The sequence below is a fragment of the Leisingera sp. G5_S3_59_S7 genome (assembly GCF_054968485.1).
Genome location: NZ_JBQKUH010000012.1, coordinates 1 through 14,940, shown reverse-complemented (window position 1 = coordinate 14,940; position 14,940 = coordinate 1). Strand labels below are relative to the sequence as shown.

Below are 14,940 nucleotides of genomic sequence, written 5' to 3'. Positions count from 1 at the left end.
GGCCGCCAGGCCGGGCAGCGCCCGACCCGCCCCCAGGGCGGGCGCTTTGCACCCACCCCGGGCCGGGCGCCGCCCTCCCGGATTCAAGGGGGCGATAGGGTACACTCATGACTTTTGGAGCCACCATCCTCGACGCCGACGGCTTGCGCCTGAGCGCAGATGAAAAGGCGTTCTTCCGCGATGCCGATCCCTTCGGCTTTATCCTGTTTGCCCGCAACATCGCAGATGCCGGTCAGGTCCGCGCCCTGTGCAACGACTTCCGCGAGGCGGTGGGGCGCAACTGCCCGATCACCATCGACCAGGAGGGCGGCCGGGTGCAGCGCCTGCGCAGCCCGCTGGGGCGGGAGTGGCTGCCGCCGCTGGAGCATGTGCAGCGGGCGGGCGCCGGCGCCGAACGCGCCATGTACCTGCGCTACCGCCTGATCGCGGATGAGCTGCACGGCCTCGGGATCGACAGCAATTGCGCCCCGATTGCCGATGTGGCCTGCGCGGACACTCATGAGTTCCTGAAAAACCGCTGTTACGGCGAGGACGCGCCGGCCGTGGCCGCGATCGGCCGCGCGGTGGCGCAGGCGCATCTGGACGGCGGCGTGCTGCCGGTGCTGAAGCACATTCCCGGCCACGGCCGCGCCACTGCCGACAGCCATCTGGACCTGCCGCATGTGGCCAGCACCCCGGACCTGCTGGAGCAAACCGATTTCGCTGCCTTCCGCGCGCTGAACGATCTGCCGCTGGGGATGACCGCGCATCTGGTCTATGACGCCTACGACAGCCGCCCGGCCACCACCTCGCCGGTGATGATGCAGCTGATCCGCGAGCAAATCGGTTTTGACGGGCTGGTGATGACGGATGATATTTCGATGAAGGCGCTCAAGGGCTCGCTGACGGATATCACACGTGACTCGCTGGCGGCAGGCTGCGACGTGGTCCTGTTGTGCAACGCCCCGCTAGAGGATCGCGTCGCGGTGGCAGAGGCCGCAGGGAGCATGTCAGAGGCAGCGCAAACCCGCGCAGACCGCGCGCTGGCTGCCCGCAAACCCCCTGCGGATCTTGACATTCAGGCCGCCGAAGACGAACTTGCCGCCCTCATGGGCGGGCAGGTGTATGGCTGAGCAGACACTCTTTTCAGACGCGGACACATCGGTAGAGGAACGGCTGGCGGCCGAGGCCCTGATCGTGGATGTGGACGGCTTCGAAGGTCCGCTGGACCTGCTCTTGACCCTGTCGCGCACCCAGAAGGTGGACCTGCGCAAAATCTCCGTGCTGGAGCTGGCCCGGCAGTACCTGGCCTTTGTCGAAAAGGCCAAGGAGCTGCGGATCGAGCTTGCCGCCGACTATCTGGTGATGGCGGCCTGGCTGGCCTTCCTGAAATCCCGCCTGCTGCTGCCCCCCGACCCGGAGGAGGAGGGCCCCTCGGGCGAGGAACTGGCCGCCCACCTGGCGTTCCAGCTGGAGCGCCTGCAGGCGATGCGCGACGCTGCGGCGCGGCTGATGGGGCGCGACCGGCTGGGCCGCGACTTCTTTGCCCGCGGCGAGGTGGAAACCGTCGCCCGGATCAAGACCGTTACTTATACTGCCAACCTCCTGGATCTGATGCAGGCCTATGCCCGCATCCGCACCAAGGAGGATTTCCGCCCCTTTGTGATGGACCGCGACTCGGTCTTCACCATGGAGGAGGCGCTGGACCGGATGCGCCACCTCTTGGGCTTTACCGGCGATTGGACCGATCTGATCAGCTACCTGCCGGACGGCTGGCACAGCGACCCGGTCAAGCGGCGGTCGGCCACCGCGGCGACCTTTGCCGCCTCGCTGCAGCTGGTCAAGGAAGGCAGGCTTGAACTGCGCCAGAGCGAAACATTTGCGCCGATCCAGCTGCGCAGCCTGAACGAGGATACCTGATGGAAGACCAGCTTATGGACAGCCAGGGCGCTCCCATCCCCGATGACAATGACACGCTTTTCGATGCCCCGCCGATGGCGGAGCAGGAGCGGATGGTGGAAGCGGTGCTGTTTGCCAGCGCCGAGCCTGTCACCCTGCGCGATCTGGAAGGGCGGATGCCGCATGGCTGCAACCCGCGCGAGGCGGTGGAGCATCTGCGCAAGCGATATGAGGGCCGCGGCGTGCGGGTGGTGCGCCTGGGCGATGCCTGGGCAATCCGCACCGCGCCGGACCTGGGATTCCTGATGCAGAAGGAAACCACCGAGCTGCGCAAGCTCAGCCGAGCCGCGATCGAAACCTTGGCCATCGTTGCCTATCATCAGCCGGTCACCCGCACCGAGATCGAGGAGATCCGCGGCGTCTCGGTGTCGCGCGGCACCATCGACCAGCTGATGGAGATGAACTGGATCCGTCTGGGCCGCCGCCGGATGACGCCGGGCCGCCCGGTGACATTTGTGGTGACGCCGGATTTCCTCGACCACTTCGGCCTGGAAAGCGCCCGCGACCTGCCGGGCCTGAAAGAGCTGCGTGCCGCGGGCCTGCTGGAGAACCGCCCGCCGCCGGGCAGCCTGCCGCTGGGCCAGAGCGGCGACGAGGACGACGAGGCGGAAGAACAGGCGGAACTGTTCGAGGAGTGATGCCCCGGCAGCGGCAGTTGCCGGATGCTTGCCCTGCGCACGCTTTATGCCCCGAAATGGTCTCAATCTGGAGGTACGGTCCCAGGCAGGGCAAAGCATGGGGCATAGCCATGAATATCAACTGGATCGTCAACATGGTGCTGCGGCGGCTGGTCAGCCGAGCAGTGGGTGCCGGTGTCAACGCAGGCATCAACGCCGTTGCCAGGCGCAGCAAGCAGCAGAGCCGCAGTCAGGGACACAGCGCCCCGCCGGTGCAGCAGGCGGGCCGCTCTCGCATTCCTTCCGTCAAGCAGGGGCGCCGCCAGCGCTAGGGGCTGCCGGTTTGAGGCCAAGCGCCTCCAGCGCGGCGCAGGCCGACAGCAGCGCCGACACGCCCAGGCAGCCCGCCAGCCCCCAGACGGCATAGGCAGCCGCGCCGGTGAAAGGCGCTGCAAAGACACACAGGTACGTCACGGTGCTGAACAGCCCCATAATGGCGCCGCGCTGGCCTGGGTCCAGCAGCGTCACTCGCGCCACCACAAGGTTCAGCGCCAGATGCTGGCCAATTCCCCACAGCACCGCCAGCCCCAGCAGCAGCCCATAGCTGTCCGCCCAAACCATCATCAGCAGGTAGCTGGCCGTGACAGCCAGGAACACCGGCGGCGTTGCGCGCGCCAGGCCCAGCCGGTCCAGCAGCGGATCAAGCAACACCGCCAGCCCGAACCCGGTGCCATAAAACAGCGGCAGCAGCCCGGCTTGGGTAATGCTCAGCCCCAGGTCTTCGGTGATATGCGCGCCGGTGAAGAAATAACTGCTGTAAAACCCAAGCATCATCAGCGCGGTGGACAGCAGCCCGCGGACAATCCCCGGCACCCGCAGGGCCGTCAGCGGCGAGGTGGCCTGGCCGCTGGGGCTGCCGGCGCCGCGCAGCCGGGCCGCAGCGGCCCAAAGCAGCAGCGCCACACCCGCCAGCGTGCCATAGACCGCGCGCCAGCCTGCCAGGTCGGTGGCCCAGGCGCTGACGCTGACGCCCAGCACCAGCGAAACCGTCCAGCCCGACAGCACCAGCCCCAGCACCCGCGACTCGCGCCCCTTGGGGGCAATCACCATCGCCAGAGTGTAGATCGAGGGCAGGGCGGCGCCGGCGGCCAGCCCGCAGACCGCCTGCGCCGCCATCAGCGTCCAGACATCCGGCGCCGCGGCGCTGGCACCCAGCCCGGCACCCAGCAGCAAGAGCGCGGCGCGCAGCAGCCGCCCCGCGCCGATACGGTCCCCCAGCGGTGCCAGCAGCAGTGCTGCGGCGGCCACTCCCAGCCCATAGGCGCTGGCCGCCCGCATCACCTCTGCCGTGGTGGCATTCAGGGTTTGGCTGACAGCCGTGACCACCGGCGACAGCAGCAGCGAGTTTGCACCAATCACGCCAATTGCGCTCATCAGGATCAGAATCGGGGTTCGCATGGGTTTACCTTGAAAAATGTTCAGGTAAATTTGCTATGTGCTGAATGTGGTTCTGTGAAGGGCGTGCAGCCAAGGCGGTAGGAAAAACAGATGGAGTTCGGAAAATGGCTGGGAGCACCCGTGCGCTGGACGCTTTGGACCGAAAAATATTAGGCGCGCTGAGCCAGGACGCGACGCGCTCCTACGCTGCCATCGGCCAGCAGGTCGGGCTGTCGGCGCCCGCGGTGCACGAACGGGTCAAGCGGCTGCGGGCGTCCGGCGCGATTGAGGCAACCATTGCGCGGCTCGACGGCGCCGCGGTGGGCAAGCCGCTCCTGGCCTTCATTCACGTGGATACCGAGGGCTGGGGCGTGACCACGGATCTGCTGGCGCTGCAAAAGATGCCGGAACTGGAGGAGGTTCACAGCTCCGCCGGGGACACCAACCTGATCCTCAAGGTCCGCGTCGCCTCGCCCAAGGCACTGGAGGGTTTGCTGGCCCGGATCTATGAGGTCGGCTGCGTGCGCGCCACCCGCACCTATACGGTGCTGTCCACCCATCTGGACCGGCCAGTGCAGGCGGGCACGACAGAGGATCTGGCAGACGGCGGGCCGGTGAAGTAATTGATCCTCCGCCTGGCCGAAGGCCGGGCCGTGCCCGTCCGCCCCGTCAAACCGAAGGTTTGCCTGCGGTAAAACGGGCGGGCACTTCGTTTCCGCCCTCGGACGGGCGCTGCCCTAACCGGTATCAGGCAGGCGTCTTGAAGTGCTTGGACAGCTTCAGCCCCTGGCCCTGGTAGTTCGACGCAATCCCGGCACCATAAAGCTGCTCCGGCACCTCGGCCATCTTCTCATAGACCAGACGCCCCACCACCTGGCCGTGCTCCAGCACAAACGGCGCCTCATGGCAGCGCACCTCCAGCACCCCGCGCGAACCGGCGCCGCCCGCCGCGTCATGACCGAAGCCGGGATCGAAGAACCCTGCGTAATGCACCCGGAATTCGCCCACCATCGCCAGATACGGCGCCATCTCGGCGGCAAAGGCAGGCGGGATATGCACCGCCTCGCGGCTCACCAGGATATAAAACGCGCCGGGGTCCAGAATGATGCGGCCATCCTTGGTGCGCACTTCCTCCCAGTATTCCTGCGGGTCGTATTCGCCAATCCGGTCCAGGTCGATCACGCCGGTATGCGGCTTGGCCCGGTAGCCGACCAGATCGGTGCCCGGCAGTTTCAGATCAACGGAAAAGCCCAGCCCGTCCTCGATCACCGCCTCGCCATCGACCAGCGGCGTGCCGGCGTGCAGCATTTTCAGCTCCGCATCCGACAGCACCGCCTGGCCGCGGCGGAACCGGATCTGGTTGAGCCGCATGCCCGGACGCACCAGGACCGAGAACGACCGCGGACAGATCTCGGCGTAAAGCGGCCCGGTGTAGCCCTGCTTGATCCGGTCAAACTCCTCGCCGCCATCGGTGATGGTGCGGGTCAAAAGGTCCAGCCGCCCGGTCGAGCTTTTGGCGTTGGCCACCGCTGAGACATCCTGCGGCAGCGCCAGCCCCTCCATCAAGGGCACCACATAGACGCAGCCCTTTTCCAGCACTGCGCCGCCGTCCAGGCTGATGCGGTGCATCTCGAATTCCGTCAGGCGGTCTGAGACGCTTCGGCCCTGGCCTGCCAGAAAGGATGCCCGCACCCGGTAGGCCACAGTGCCCAGCCGCAGGTCGAGGCTGGCGGGCTGCACCTGGCCCTCCACCAGCGGCGAACTGACGGTGATGTCCCCGCTCTCCAGCATGTTTTCAATGGTTTGGCTGGGCAAAACGCCTGTCATTTCCTGTCCCTCCCCGCGCCGGATTTTCCGGCGATGCTGGCCCAATCGGCCCCGCTGCGCAATCGGCAATTCAAGGCCGGGATATGAAAACGCCCGGGTGCCGAAGCACCCGGGCGTTTTTCAAATGGTCGGGCTAGCAGGACTCGAACCTGCGACCTTCCGTCCCCCAGACGGACGCGCTACCAGGCTGCGCCATAGCCCGTTGAAGAGCCTTCTAACCGTTTTCACGGCAGGGGCAAGAGGGGGCGGCAAGATTTTTTACCGATCCGCCCGGAAATCCTGCCGGCAGAGACAGTTGCGCAGCCGCATGCTTATGGCTGCCGGTTCCGGGCACGGGAAACGGCCCGGAAATCAGGTGATTTCCGGACCGGAAGCGGTGCCGGTTTCAAGCGTTGGCCCCGCAGCCGCATCTTTTGCGGCCAAGGCCCGCAGCTCATCGGCGCAGGCGGCAATCCCGGCCACGGACTGCGGCGGCAGGCTGCGGATGGCCGCCAGATGGGCCAGAACACCGGGCTGCGGCAGCCGAGGGGCAGGGGCGTCTGCCGCTCTCTCCACCTCTGCCGCATCCTCCGGCGCAGGCGCTTGTTCGGGCACTAGTCCGGGGGCCGGAGCTGCCTCCAGGCTGTCGTGCGGCTGGTCAGGCTCAGGGGCTGCATCCGCTTCGGGGTCAAAGCCGGAGCCGAATTCCAGCGCATCCACCTGCCGGGCGGCTTCGTCCAGATCGTGCGGCGGGAAGGCGGCCGCAGGATCGGCCGCCGGGTCCGGGTCCGCTTCGGCCTCCGGCAACGACGCGGCAAAAGGCTCTGCGCCGCTGCCGCCAAAGTCCAGCGGTTCTTCGGGCTGAAGGCCTGCCGCCGCAACCAGAGTGTCCTGCGCCGGTTCCGGCTCAGCCCCGGTTCCGGGGGCGGCAAACGGGGCGGCTTCTGTGGCCCAGGCGGCCTCTTCTGCCGCCCTGTGCTCTTCCACGGTGTCCAGAGCCTCTGCCGGCTCAGATCCGGCGGACGGTTCCGGCGCAGCGGCGTGCTCCGGCTGGTCAAAAGGTGCCGGCTCCGTCAGATCCTCCGGCGCCGCCTGCGGGTCCGGTTCGGCAGTGTCTGCAGCGGCGGGCGCTTGGGCGGTCCAATCTGAGACGTCCGCCGGTTCTGTTGAGTCCGGCATGTCGTGCGCGGGCGGCGGCACTGCGGCGGAGGCAGGGGCAGCAGGAAACTCCTGCTCCGGCGTGGTTTCAGGCTCCGCATCTGACACGTCCCGCGCGTCCGGCTGCTCCTGCTCCGGCGCAGGGGCAGCGGCGTCCTGGGCAGAAACCTCGTCAAAACCAGCACCTGCGGCAGGAGGCTGAAAATCTTCATGCGGTTCCGGCGCAGCCTCCTGGACGGCCTCATCTGCGGCCGCTGCAGGCTGCTCCAGCGGCACAGAGCCGCTGTCCGGTGCGGGTTCAGGCGGGGCGGCTTGGCCGCCGTCGTCCGGGGCGATTTCTGCCGGGCGGGTTTCTTCGGGCGCGTCTTCTGCGGCCTCTGCAGCGCCGCCGCTCCACGGCGATGCGGCCTCCGTTTCCACGGCAGGGGCAGAGAAATCCTCCGTGGCCGCGGGCGCGATGCTGTCCGCTGGCGGCTGTTGCGCAGCCGGGGCGCTGGGGGCGGGTTGATCAGTGTCTGCCCCGGTCTCGTGCTCTGTACCGGTCTCGGCGGCAGGCGGCGCCAGATCCATCCGCATCTGCGGCTCAGGCGCAGCGGCAGCTGGGCCGGCGGGGCTGTCAGGCTCAGCGGCGGCGGCGGGCTCCGCCGCATCATCCGGGGCAGCGTCCAGGATGCCGTCAGCAGGACTGTCAGGGGCGCTGCCAGAGGCGGCAGGGTCTACCGCTGCAGGGGCGCCTGCCGGTTCCTGCAGGATATCGTCCGCGGTGGCGGCCTGTTGCGGGAACCCGACCACATTGCTGGCATCGGAGCCGGAGTCTTCCTCTGCCGCCTGCTCGTGGCTCAGCTCCAGCGAGCTTTGCCAGTTGTCGCCCAGCTTGTCCGCCGGCGGCACCGCCGCGGGCCGGTCGGCGGGTGCCCCATCCACCGGGTGCGAGAACTCCGCCACATGGCCGGCGCCATGCTCGCGCAGCAGCGCCTGAACGTCCTTGATCGACATCCCGTCGTCATGCAGCAGCTTCCTGATGCCGCCCAGCAGCCGCATATCCGCAGGCCGGTAATAGCGGCGCCCGCCGGCGCGCTTTACAGGTTTAACCTGGGTGAACTTGCTCTCCCAGAAGCGCAGGACATGCGCCTGCACGCCCAGCCAGTCCGCAACTTCGCTGATGGTGCGGAAGGCGTCCGGTGATTTTGACATGGCTCAATTGGTCCCGTTTATTTACGGTTGCCGTCTGCCACGCGGTCTTTCATCAGGTGGGAGGGCCGGAAGGTCAGCACGCGGCGCGGCTGAATCGGCACTTCTTCGCCGGTCTTCGGGTTGCGCCCGACCCGGGCAGACTTGTCCCTTACGCTGAATGTCCCGAACGAGGAGATCTTCACCTGTTCACCGCGCACCAGGGCGTCCGACATATGCTGCAGCATGCTTTCCACCAGCTGCGCGCTTTCGTTGCGCGACAGGCCTACTTCCCGGAAAACTGCTTCACTCAAATCCATTCGTGTCAGTGTTTTTTCGCCCATACCAATCCCCGTTGTTTGCCAAAGCATAGGGCGCAGGGAAATTCCCTGTCAATATCAATGAATTGCGCGGGGTGTTTCGGGCGGGAATCCGGGTGGAATGGTTACCAGCGCAGCACAACGGCGCCCCAGGCCAGACCGCCGCCGATGGCTTCGGTCACGATCAGGTCGCCTTCTTTGATCTGGCCGCGCTCTTTGCCGACAGACAGGGCAAGCGGAATGGAGGCCGCGGAGGTGTTGCCGTGATCCTGCACGGTTACAACCACGTTGTCCATGCTCAGGCCCATTTTCTTGGCGGTGCCCTGAATGATGCGGATATTGGCCTGATGCGGCACGATCCAGTCCACATCCGCCGCCGACAGCCCGGCGCGGTCCAGTGCGGTGTTCGCGGTAGAGGCGAGTTTTTCGACCGCGTGGCGGAACACCTGGTTGCCCTGCATCCGCAGGTGGCCGGTCGACTGGGTCGACGACACGCCGCCGTCGACATACAGCAGATCCTTGTAGCGGCCGTCCGAGTTGAGGTCGGTTGCCAGAATGCCGCGGTCCTTGTTGGTGCCCGCCAGCTCCTGGCCCTCCAGCAGCAGCGCGCCTGCGCCATCGCCGAACAGCACGCAGGTGGAGCGGTCGGTCCAGTCCATGATCCGGCTGAAAGTTTCGGCGCCGATCACCAGCACCCGCTCCGCCTGGCCCGAGGCGATCAGCGCATTGGCGTTGCTCAGCGCATAGACAAAGCCCGCGCAGACCGCCTGCACGTCAAAGGCAAAGCCCTTGGTCATGCCCAGCTTGGACTGCACCATGGTGGCGGCAGAGGGGAAGGTGAGGTCGGCGGTGGAGGTTGCCACCACGATGGCATCCACATCTTCAGCCGTCAGGCCCGCATCCGCCAAAGCGCCTTCAGCAGCCTTGGCAGCCATATCCGATGTGGTCTCTCCCTCAGCGGCGAAATGGCGGCGTTCGATGCCGGACCGGGTACGGATCCATTCGTCCGTCGTGTCCAGTGAGGCCTCGAATTCCGCGTTTTCAACCACCCGTTCAGGGAGATAGTGGCCTATGCCAACAACTACCGCGCGTCGCGTCATCCGGTGCCTGCCTATTTCAGTCTTTATCGGTGGCCGCCCGCAGGGCGCGGGCAGCAGTATTATCTTGGGTATGCGCGCCGGCAGATGCAACCCGCGCGGCCAGTTTTTCGGCGAATCCGTGCTGAGCCAGGCGGTAGGCCAGCTTCACCGCCGCCGAAACGCCGGTGGCATCGGCGCCGCCGTGGGATTTCACCACAGTGCCGTTGAGGCCCAGGAACACCCCGCCGTTGACCCGTCGCGGGTCCATCCGCTTGGACAGCCGCTTGAGCGAGGTCATCGCCAGCAGCGCCGCAATCTTGGACAGGAAGGAGTACTGGAACGCCTCGCGCAGCGCGGTGCGCATCACCCGGGCGGTGCCTTCGCCGGTCTTGATCGCCACATTGCCTGTAAAGCCGTCCGTGACGATCACATCCACGGCATCGCCGGGAATGTCGCTGCCCTCGACAAAGCCCACAAACTCATAGTTCGCCTGCGCCGCATTGTCCGCAATCAGCCCGAAAGCCTCTTTCAGCTCGGCGCGGCCCTTGTGCTCTTCGGTGCCCACGTTCAGCAGCCCCACCCGCGGGCAGGTGATGTCCATGGAATTGCGCACATAAGAGGTGCCCATCAGGGCATATTGCAGCAGGTCCTCGGCATCCGCCTTCACGTCGGCGCCGACATCCAGCATCACGTTGAAGCCCTGCGGGTTCAGCGACGGCCACAGGATGGCAATGGCCGGGCGGTTGACGCCGGGCAGCTTGCGCAGGCGCAGCATGCTGAGCGCCATCAGCGCGCCGGTGTTGCCGCAGGAGACAGCGCCCGCCGCCTCGCCTTTCTTGACCGCTTCCAGCGCGGACCACATCGAGGTGCCCTTGCCGTTGCGCATCACCTGAGAGGGTTTGTCCTCCATGGTGACCACGTCGCGGACGTCACGGATCTCGACGCGGCCCTTGAGGGCGCGCTTCTTGGCAACCAAAGGTGTCAGCTGATCCGCAGGACCGTGCAGGATGAACCCGATATCCGGGTTCTTCTGTGCCGACATGGCAATGCCGGCCACCACAACAGCGGGGCCGGCGTCTCCGCCCATGGCGTCAACAGAAATGATGATGCGGCCGGCTTCTGCCTGATTTTTCGCGGGTTTACCCGTCATGCGAAAGCCTGCCTGGCATCAGGATCCTGTCCGTGGCTTACGCCGCGTCCTCGTCGATCTCGATTTCGTCAGCTGCCGCGACGATTTCTTTGTCGTCGTAATGGCCGCAGGACGGGCACACGTGGTGCGGGCGCTTCAGCTCGCCGCAGTTGCCGCATTCGTTCGGGTTCGCAGCAACCAGTGCATCGTGCGCGCGGCGGTTGTTGCGGCGCGATTTGGATACTTTGTTCTGTTGGACGGCCATGTCTCAACCTTTGTCTGTTTGGGCCTTGGGGCCATCCCCGCGGCGCGATTGCATTCTGTTCGATCGGTGTGACGTGCGTTTAGGCGCCTGCCTTAGCATTGTCCAACCAAAAATTCCGATGAGCGCGCGAAAATACTGCGAATCTCCGCTGGCGCAAGCTGTTTTTTAGGGCAGCGCAGCGCCTGGCGCCAGATGCAATTTCCGCATGTGCGAAAAATCCGACCTCAGTCCTCATCTTTCAGCTGCCCGCGCAGGGCGGCGAGTCCGGCAAAGGGCTTGGTGTCCTCGTCCCGCATCGGCGCCACGCCGTCTTCGGCATAGACCGCTTCGCCCAGTTCGGCGCCGTCTTTGCGCGGGTAGGGGGGGATATGCAGCGCCAGCGCCTCGGCCATCACCGCGGCCGGGTCGATGTGGCTGCCCAGCGGCTCGATGCTGTCGTCCTCGGGCATTTCCACTTCGGTGCCTTCCGGCGTCTCGAAATGGGCCGCATAGGTGAGGCTGACCTTTTCCTCGATCCGGGTGGTCACCGGCTCCAGCGTCACCACGCAATCCTGCACCACTGTGGCGCCCAGGGCGCCGGTCAGCTGCCAGTCGCGCTTGCCCATGGCCTTGACCTCCCCGGTGAAGCGGACCTTGCGCAGGGCGTTCACCCCCAGCTCGGCGGCCAGGGCGGCCAGCTCCTCCTTGCCCGGAGTGATTTCAAAGGCGGTCGGGGTGTTCTGCGGCAGGTCCGCCACCCGCAATGCGGTGCTCTCAGACATGTTGGGGACTTTCGTTTCTTGAACCGGAAGCGGTCATTAGGTAATCGGGTTGAAAGACGTATTCAAGCCGCGCTGTGCGGCGCGGCTCGGGGGGCCCTCATGTTTGCAAAGGCGTTTCATTACAAGTCCGTTCTGCGCGGCGCGGTATTTGCGGCGGCCGGGCTGGCGCTGGCGGCCTGTTCGTCGGTTTACCGCAAGCATGGCTATGTGCCGACACCGGGTCAGCTGGCCGAGGTGGTGCCGGGCATCGACACCCGGGATTCGGTGGCTGAAACCATCGGCGTCCCGACCTCGACCGGTGTGCTTAACGACAGCGGCTATTATTATGTCGCAACCCGCTTCCGCCACTATGGCGCCGCTGCGCCGGAACCGGTGGCGCGGGACCTTGTGGCGATCAGCTTTGACGCCCAAGGCGTGGTGGAGGGAATCCGCCGCTACAGTCTGGAAGACGGCAAGGTGGTGCCGCTGGAGCGGCGGGTGACCAGCTCCGGGGTGGAAGACAGCACCTTCCTGCGCCAGCTGCTGGGCAACCTCGGCAACTTCGGGCCCAGCCAGATCCTCAACACCGAATAGCCCGGCTTCACGGCTGTGTTACAGCGTCTGTGTCAGCATATGCGGGCCGCAGCAGCAGCGCGGGCCTGCAGCAGGGGGCAGCCATGGCAGAGCCGGACATTTTGCTGAGCAGGGGGCAGTACCGCGCCCGGCTTGCCTGCGGGGCGGCGGATGTTGCCGCGGCGCAGGCCCTGCGCACCCTGTGCTTCCGGACCTCTGGAACAGACTGCGACGCTTTTGACGGCCTGTGCACGCATGTGCTGGTCGAACACGCCGCGGCCGGCGCGCTGGTCTGCTGTTTCCGGCTGCTAGTGATGGAGGGCGGCGGCGGGCTGGAGCGCAGCTATGCGGCGCAGTTCTATGATTTGAATGGGCTTCAGGACGCCGGGGGCCGGATGGCGGAGCTGGGCCGGTTCTGTCTCCACCCGGACTGGCACGACCCGGACATCCTGCGCATTGCCTGGGGGGCAATCACGGGGTTTGTCGACAGGGGCGGTGTGCAGATGCTGTTTGGCTGCTCCTCCTTTGCCGGCACGTCGGCCGGGCCGTATCTGGACGCTTTTGCGCTGCTGCGGCAGCGGCACCTGGCGCCGCCGCAGTGGCGGGTGCGGGAAAAGGCGCCGGAGGTGGTCCGCTATGCTGCGGAGCTGCAGCAGGCGCCTGATATGAAGAAAGCGCTGCAGGCAATGCCGCCCCTGCTGCGGACCTATCTGGCGATGGGCGGCCGGGTCAGCGATCACGCCGTGGTGGACCGGCGGATGAACACGCTGCATGTGTTCACCGGGCTGGAAATCGGGGCGATCCCGGAGGCCCGCAAACGGCTGCTGCGGGCGGTGGCCGGGTGATTCTGAGTATTTTCGGAAAGATGAAAGCGGAGCGTTGACGCGATTTTGCCACCGGGGTAGCTGGCTGGCATGGCACGTATTCCTCTTTTGCAGATGTCCGGCATTTCCCTCACCTTTGGGGGCGATCCGGTTTTTTCGAACCTCGATCTGGTGGTGCAGCCCGGCGACCGGGTGGCGCTGGTGGGCCGCAACGGCTCGGGAAAATCCACGCTGATGAAGGTGATGGCGGGGCTTGTTGAAGCGGACACTGGCGATATCGTGGTGCCGCCGGGCAAATCCGTGGGCTACATGGAACAGGACCCGAAGATGGAGGGGTTTGCGACCTTGGGCGATTTTGCCGCCAGCGAACTGGACCCCGGCGAGATGTACAAGGTGGAGCGCGCGGGCGAAGGGCTGAAATTCGATCCTGCACGGCCGGTGGAAACCGCCTCTGGCGGCGAGCGGCGGCGCGCCGCACTGGCCAAACTCATGGCGGAAGCGCCGGACCTGATGCTGCTGGACGAGCCCACGAACCACCTGGACATCGAGGCGATCACCTGGCTGGAGAATGAGCTGAAGGCGACCCGCGCGGCGTTTGTGCTGATCTCCCACGACCGGGCCTTCCTGCGGGCGCTGACCCGCGCGACGCTATGGGTCGACCGCGGCGAGGTGCGCCGGCAGGAGAAGGGGTTTGAGCATTTCGAAGCCTGGCGCGACAAGGTCTGGGATGACGAGGATATGCAGCGCCACAAGCTGAACCGGCTGATCAAGTCGGAAAGCCGCTGGGCGGTGGAGGGCATCTCGGCCCGCCGCAAGCGCAATATGGGCCGGGTGCGGGCCCTGCAGGACCTGAAGGCGGAACGCTCTGCCCAGATCAAGCGGCAGGGCGCGGCGGAGATGGCGCTGGAAGCCGGGCCGAAGTCCGGGCGCAAGGTGATCGAGGCAGAAGGCTTGAGCAAGGCGTTCGGCGGCAAGCAGATCGTCAAGGATTTCTCGCTGAAGGTGCAGCGCGGCGACCGGGTGGCCTTTGTCGGTCCGAATGGCGCGGGCAAGACCACGCTCTTGAAGATGCTTTTGGGGATGGAAGAGCCGGATGCGGGGTCCGTGCAGCTGGGCACCAATCTGGAAATTGCCCTGTTCGATCAGACACGTGACCAGCTGGATGGCGATTCGACCCTGTGGGAGAACCTGACCGCCGATCCCTTGCTGGGGATTTCCGGCAAGGCCGATCAGGTGATGGTGCGCGGCCAGCCCAAGCATGTGGTGGGCTACCTCAAGGAATTCCTGTTCGACGAGCGCCAGGCGCGGGCGCCGGTGCGGTCGCTGTCGGGCGGCGAGAAGGCGCGGCTGTTGCTGGCGCGGCTGATGGCGCGGTCCTCGAACCTGCTGGTTTTGGATGAACCGACCAACGATCTGGATGTGGAGACGCTGGACCTGCTGCAGGAGCTCTTGGACAATTATGATGGCACCGTGCTGCTGGTCAGCCACGACCGGGATTTTCTGGACCGGGTGGCGACCACCACCATTGCGATGGAAGGCAACGGGCGGGCCACGGCCTATGCCGGCGGCTGGAGCGATTACATCGCGCAGCGCGGCCCGCTGGACACTGCGGAGCGGCCTGAGAAGGTGAAAACTGCGAAGGCAAAGCCCAAGCAGGAGAGCCAGCCCAAGGACGGTCTCAGCTTCAAGGAAAAGCACCGGCTGGACGCGTTGCCGGGCGAGATCGAGCGTCTGGAGGCGGAGATCGGCAAGCTGCAGGAGCTGATGGCGGATCCGGAGCTGTTCACCCGCGAGCCGGTGAAGTTCAAGAAAGCCACCGAGGCGCTGGTGGAGCGGCAGGAAAAGCTGGCGGCGGCCGAGGAGGAATGGCTGGAGCTGGAGGAA

The 14,940-nt window shown here is 66.2% G+C and carries 16 protein-coding genes and 1 tRNA gene; 8 read left to right on the top strand and 9 right to left on the bottom strand.

Annotated features, from left to right (window positions below):
* Nucleotides 1-107: 107 nt before the first annotated feature.
* The 4 genes from nagZ to ACTRWG_RS07925 all read left to right on the top strand — a co-directional run bounded on the left by nagZ (nt 108) and on the right by ACTRWG_RS07925 (nt 2,887).
* A complete protein-coding gene (nagZ, locus tag ACTRWG_RS07940; RefSeq protein ID WP_462829196.1) occupies nt 108-1,112 on the top strand; it encodes a beta-N-acetylhexosaminidase in 1,005 nt (334 codons plus the stop codon).
* Nucleotides 1,105-1,899 carry a segregation and condensation protein A gene (locus tag ACTRWG_RS07935; RefSeq protein ID WP_027237304.1) on the top strand — a complete coding sequence of 265 codons (795 nt, stop codon included), beginning with the start codon at nt 1,105-1,107 and terminating at the stop codon, nt 1,897-1,899. Before nagZ ends, ACTRWG_RS07935 begins: the two co-directional genes overlap by 8 nt.
* The gene (scpB, locus tag ACTRWG_RS07930; protein ID WP_027237305.1) at nt 1,899-2,576 is read left to right on the top strand and encodes an SMC-Scp complex subunit ScpB; all 678 of its coding nucleotides are present in this window, start codon (nt 1,899-1,901) and stop codon (nt 2,574-2,576) included. The genes ACTRWG_RS07935 and scpB overlap by 1 nt, the downstream gene beginning before the upstream one ends.
* 110 nt (nt 2,577-2,686) lie before the next feature.
* Complete coding sequence (locus ACTRWG_RS07925; RefSeq protein ID WP_027237306.1) at nt 2,687-2,887, top strand: hypothetical protein; 201 nt, start codon at nt 2,687-2,689, stop codon at nt 2,885-2,887.
* On the opposite strand, the gene ACTRWG_RS07920 is transcribed toward ACTRWG_RS07925, so the two are convergent.
* A complete protein-coding gene (locus ACTRWG_RS07920) occupies nt 2,862-4,013 on the bottom strand; it encodes an MFS transporter (protein ID WP_027237307.1) in 1,152 nt (383 codons plus the stop codon). The genes ACTRWG_RS07925 and ACTRWG_RS07920 overlap by 26 nt on opposite strands.
* A gap of 104 nt (nt 4,014-4,117) precedes the next feature.
* On the opposite strand from ACTRWG_RS07920, the gene ACTRWG_RS07915 reads away from it, so the two are divergent.
* Nucleotides 4,118-4,615: an Lrp/AsnC family transcriptional regulator gene (locus ACTRWG_RS07915; protein WP_027237308.1), complete on the top strand. Its 498-nt coding sequence runs from the start codon at nt 4,118-4,120 to the stop codon at nt 4,613-4,615.
* 124 nt (nt 4,616-4,739) lie between these two features.
* On the opposite strand, the gene ACTRWG_RS07910 is transcribed toward ACTRWG_RS07915, so the two are convergent.
* The 8 genes from ACTRWG_RS07910 to ACTRWG_RS07875 all read right to left on the bottom strand — a co-directional run bounded on the left by ACTRWG_RS07910 (nt 4,740) and on the right by ACTRWG_RS07875 (nt 11,680).
* Nucleotides 4,740-5,819 (bottom strand): 2'-deoxycytidine 5'-triphosphate deaminase, encoded by a 1,080-nt coding sequence (locus tag ACTRWG_RS07910; RefSeq protein ID WP_260000115.1) that lies wholly within the window; start codon nt 5,817-5,819, stop codon nt 4,740-4,742.
* A 125-nt stretch (nt 5,820-5,944) separates the two neighbouring features.
* Nucleotides 5,945-6,021 (bottom strand) — tRNA-Pro (locus ACTRWG_RS07905).
* A 149-nt stretch (nt 6,022-6,170) separates the two neighbouring features.
* Nucleotides 6,171-8,150, bottom strand: coding sequence for a MerR family transcriptional regulator (locus ACTRWG_RS07900; protein WP_462829195.1), 1,980 nt, complete (start codon nt 8,148-8,150; stop codon nt 6,171-6,173).
* Nucleotides 8,151-8,167: 17 nt separating this feature from the next.
* A complete protein-coding gene (gene ihfA, locus ACTRWG_RS07895; protein WP_008207184.1) occupies nt 8,168-8,470 on the bottom strand; it encodes an integration host factor subunit alpha in 303 nt (100 codons plus the stop codon).
* A 101-nt stretch (nt 8,471-8,571) separates the two neighbouring features.
* A complete protein-coding gene (locus ACTRWG_RS07890) occupies nt 8,572-9,546 on the bottom strand; it encodes a beta-ketoacyl-ACP synthase III (RefSeq protein ID WP_027237310.1) in 975 nt (324 codons plus the stop codon).
* A 16-nt stretch (nt 9,547-9,562) separates the two neighbouring features.
* Nucleotides 9,563-10,675 (bottom strand): phosphate acyltransferase PlsX, encoded by a 1,113-nt coding sequence (plsX, locus tag ACTRWG_RS07885; protein ID WP_027237311.1) that lies wholly within the window; start codon nt 10,673-10,675, stop codon nt 9,563-9,565.
* Between the two features lie 37 nt (nt 10,676-10,712).
* Complete coding sequence (gene rpmF, locus ACTRWG_RS07880) at nt 10,713-10,919, bottom strand: 50S ribosomal protein L32 (protein WP_008558107.1); 207 nt, start codon at nt 10,917-10,919, stop codon at nt 10,713-10,715.
* Nucleotides 10,920-11,143: 224 nt separating this feature from the next.
* Complete coding sequence (locus tag ACTRWG_RS07875) at nt 11,144-11,680, bottom strand: YceD family protein (RefSeq protein WP_259956656.1); 537 nt, start codon at nt 11,678-11,680, stop codon at nt 11,144-11,146.
* A 99-nt stretch (nt 11,681-11,779) separates the two neighbouring features.
* On the opposite strand from ACTRWG_RS07875, the gene ACTRWG_RS07870 reads away from it, so the two are divergent.
* The 3 genes from ACTRWG_RS07870 to ACTRWG_RS07860 all read left to right on the top strand — a co-directional run.
* Entirely contained in the window at nt 11,780-12,253 is a 474-nt protein-coding gene (locus tag ACTRWG_RS07870; RefSeq protein WP_027237313.1) for an outer membrane protein assembly factor BamE, read from the top strand.
* Nucleotides 12,254-12,336: 83 nt separating this feature from the next.
* Nucleotides 12,337-13,077, top strand: a complete 741-nt coding sequence (locus ACTRWG_RS07865) for a GNAT family N-acyltransferase (RefSeq protein ID WP_051357833.1) — start codon at nt 12,337-12,339, stop codon at nt 13,075-13,077.
* 69 nt (nt 13,078-13,146) lie between these two features.
* Nucleotides 13,147-14,940 (top strand): ABC-F family ATP-binding cassette domain-containing protein (locus tag ACTRWG_RS07860; RefSeq protein WP_462829194.1); only part of this gene is annotated, 1,794 nt, incomplete at its 3' end.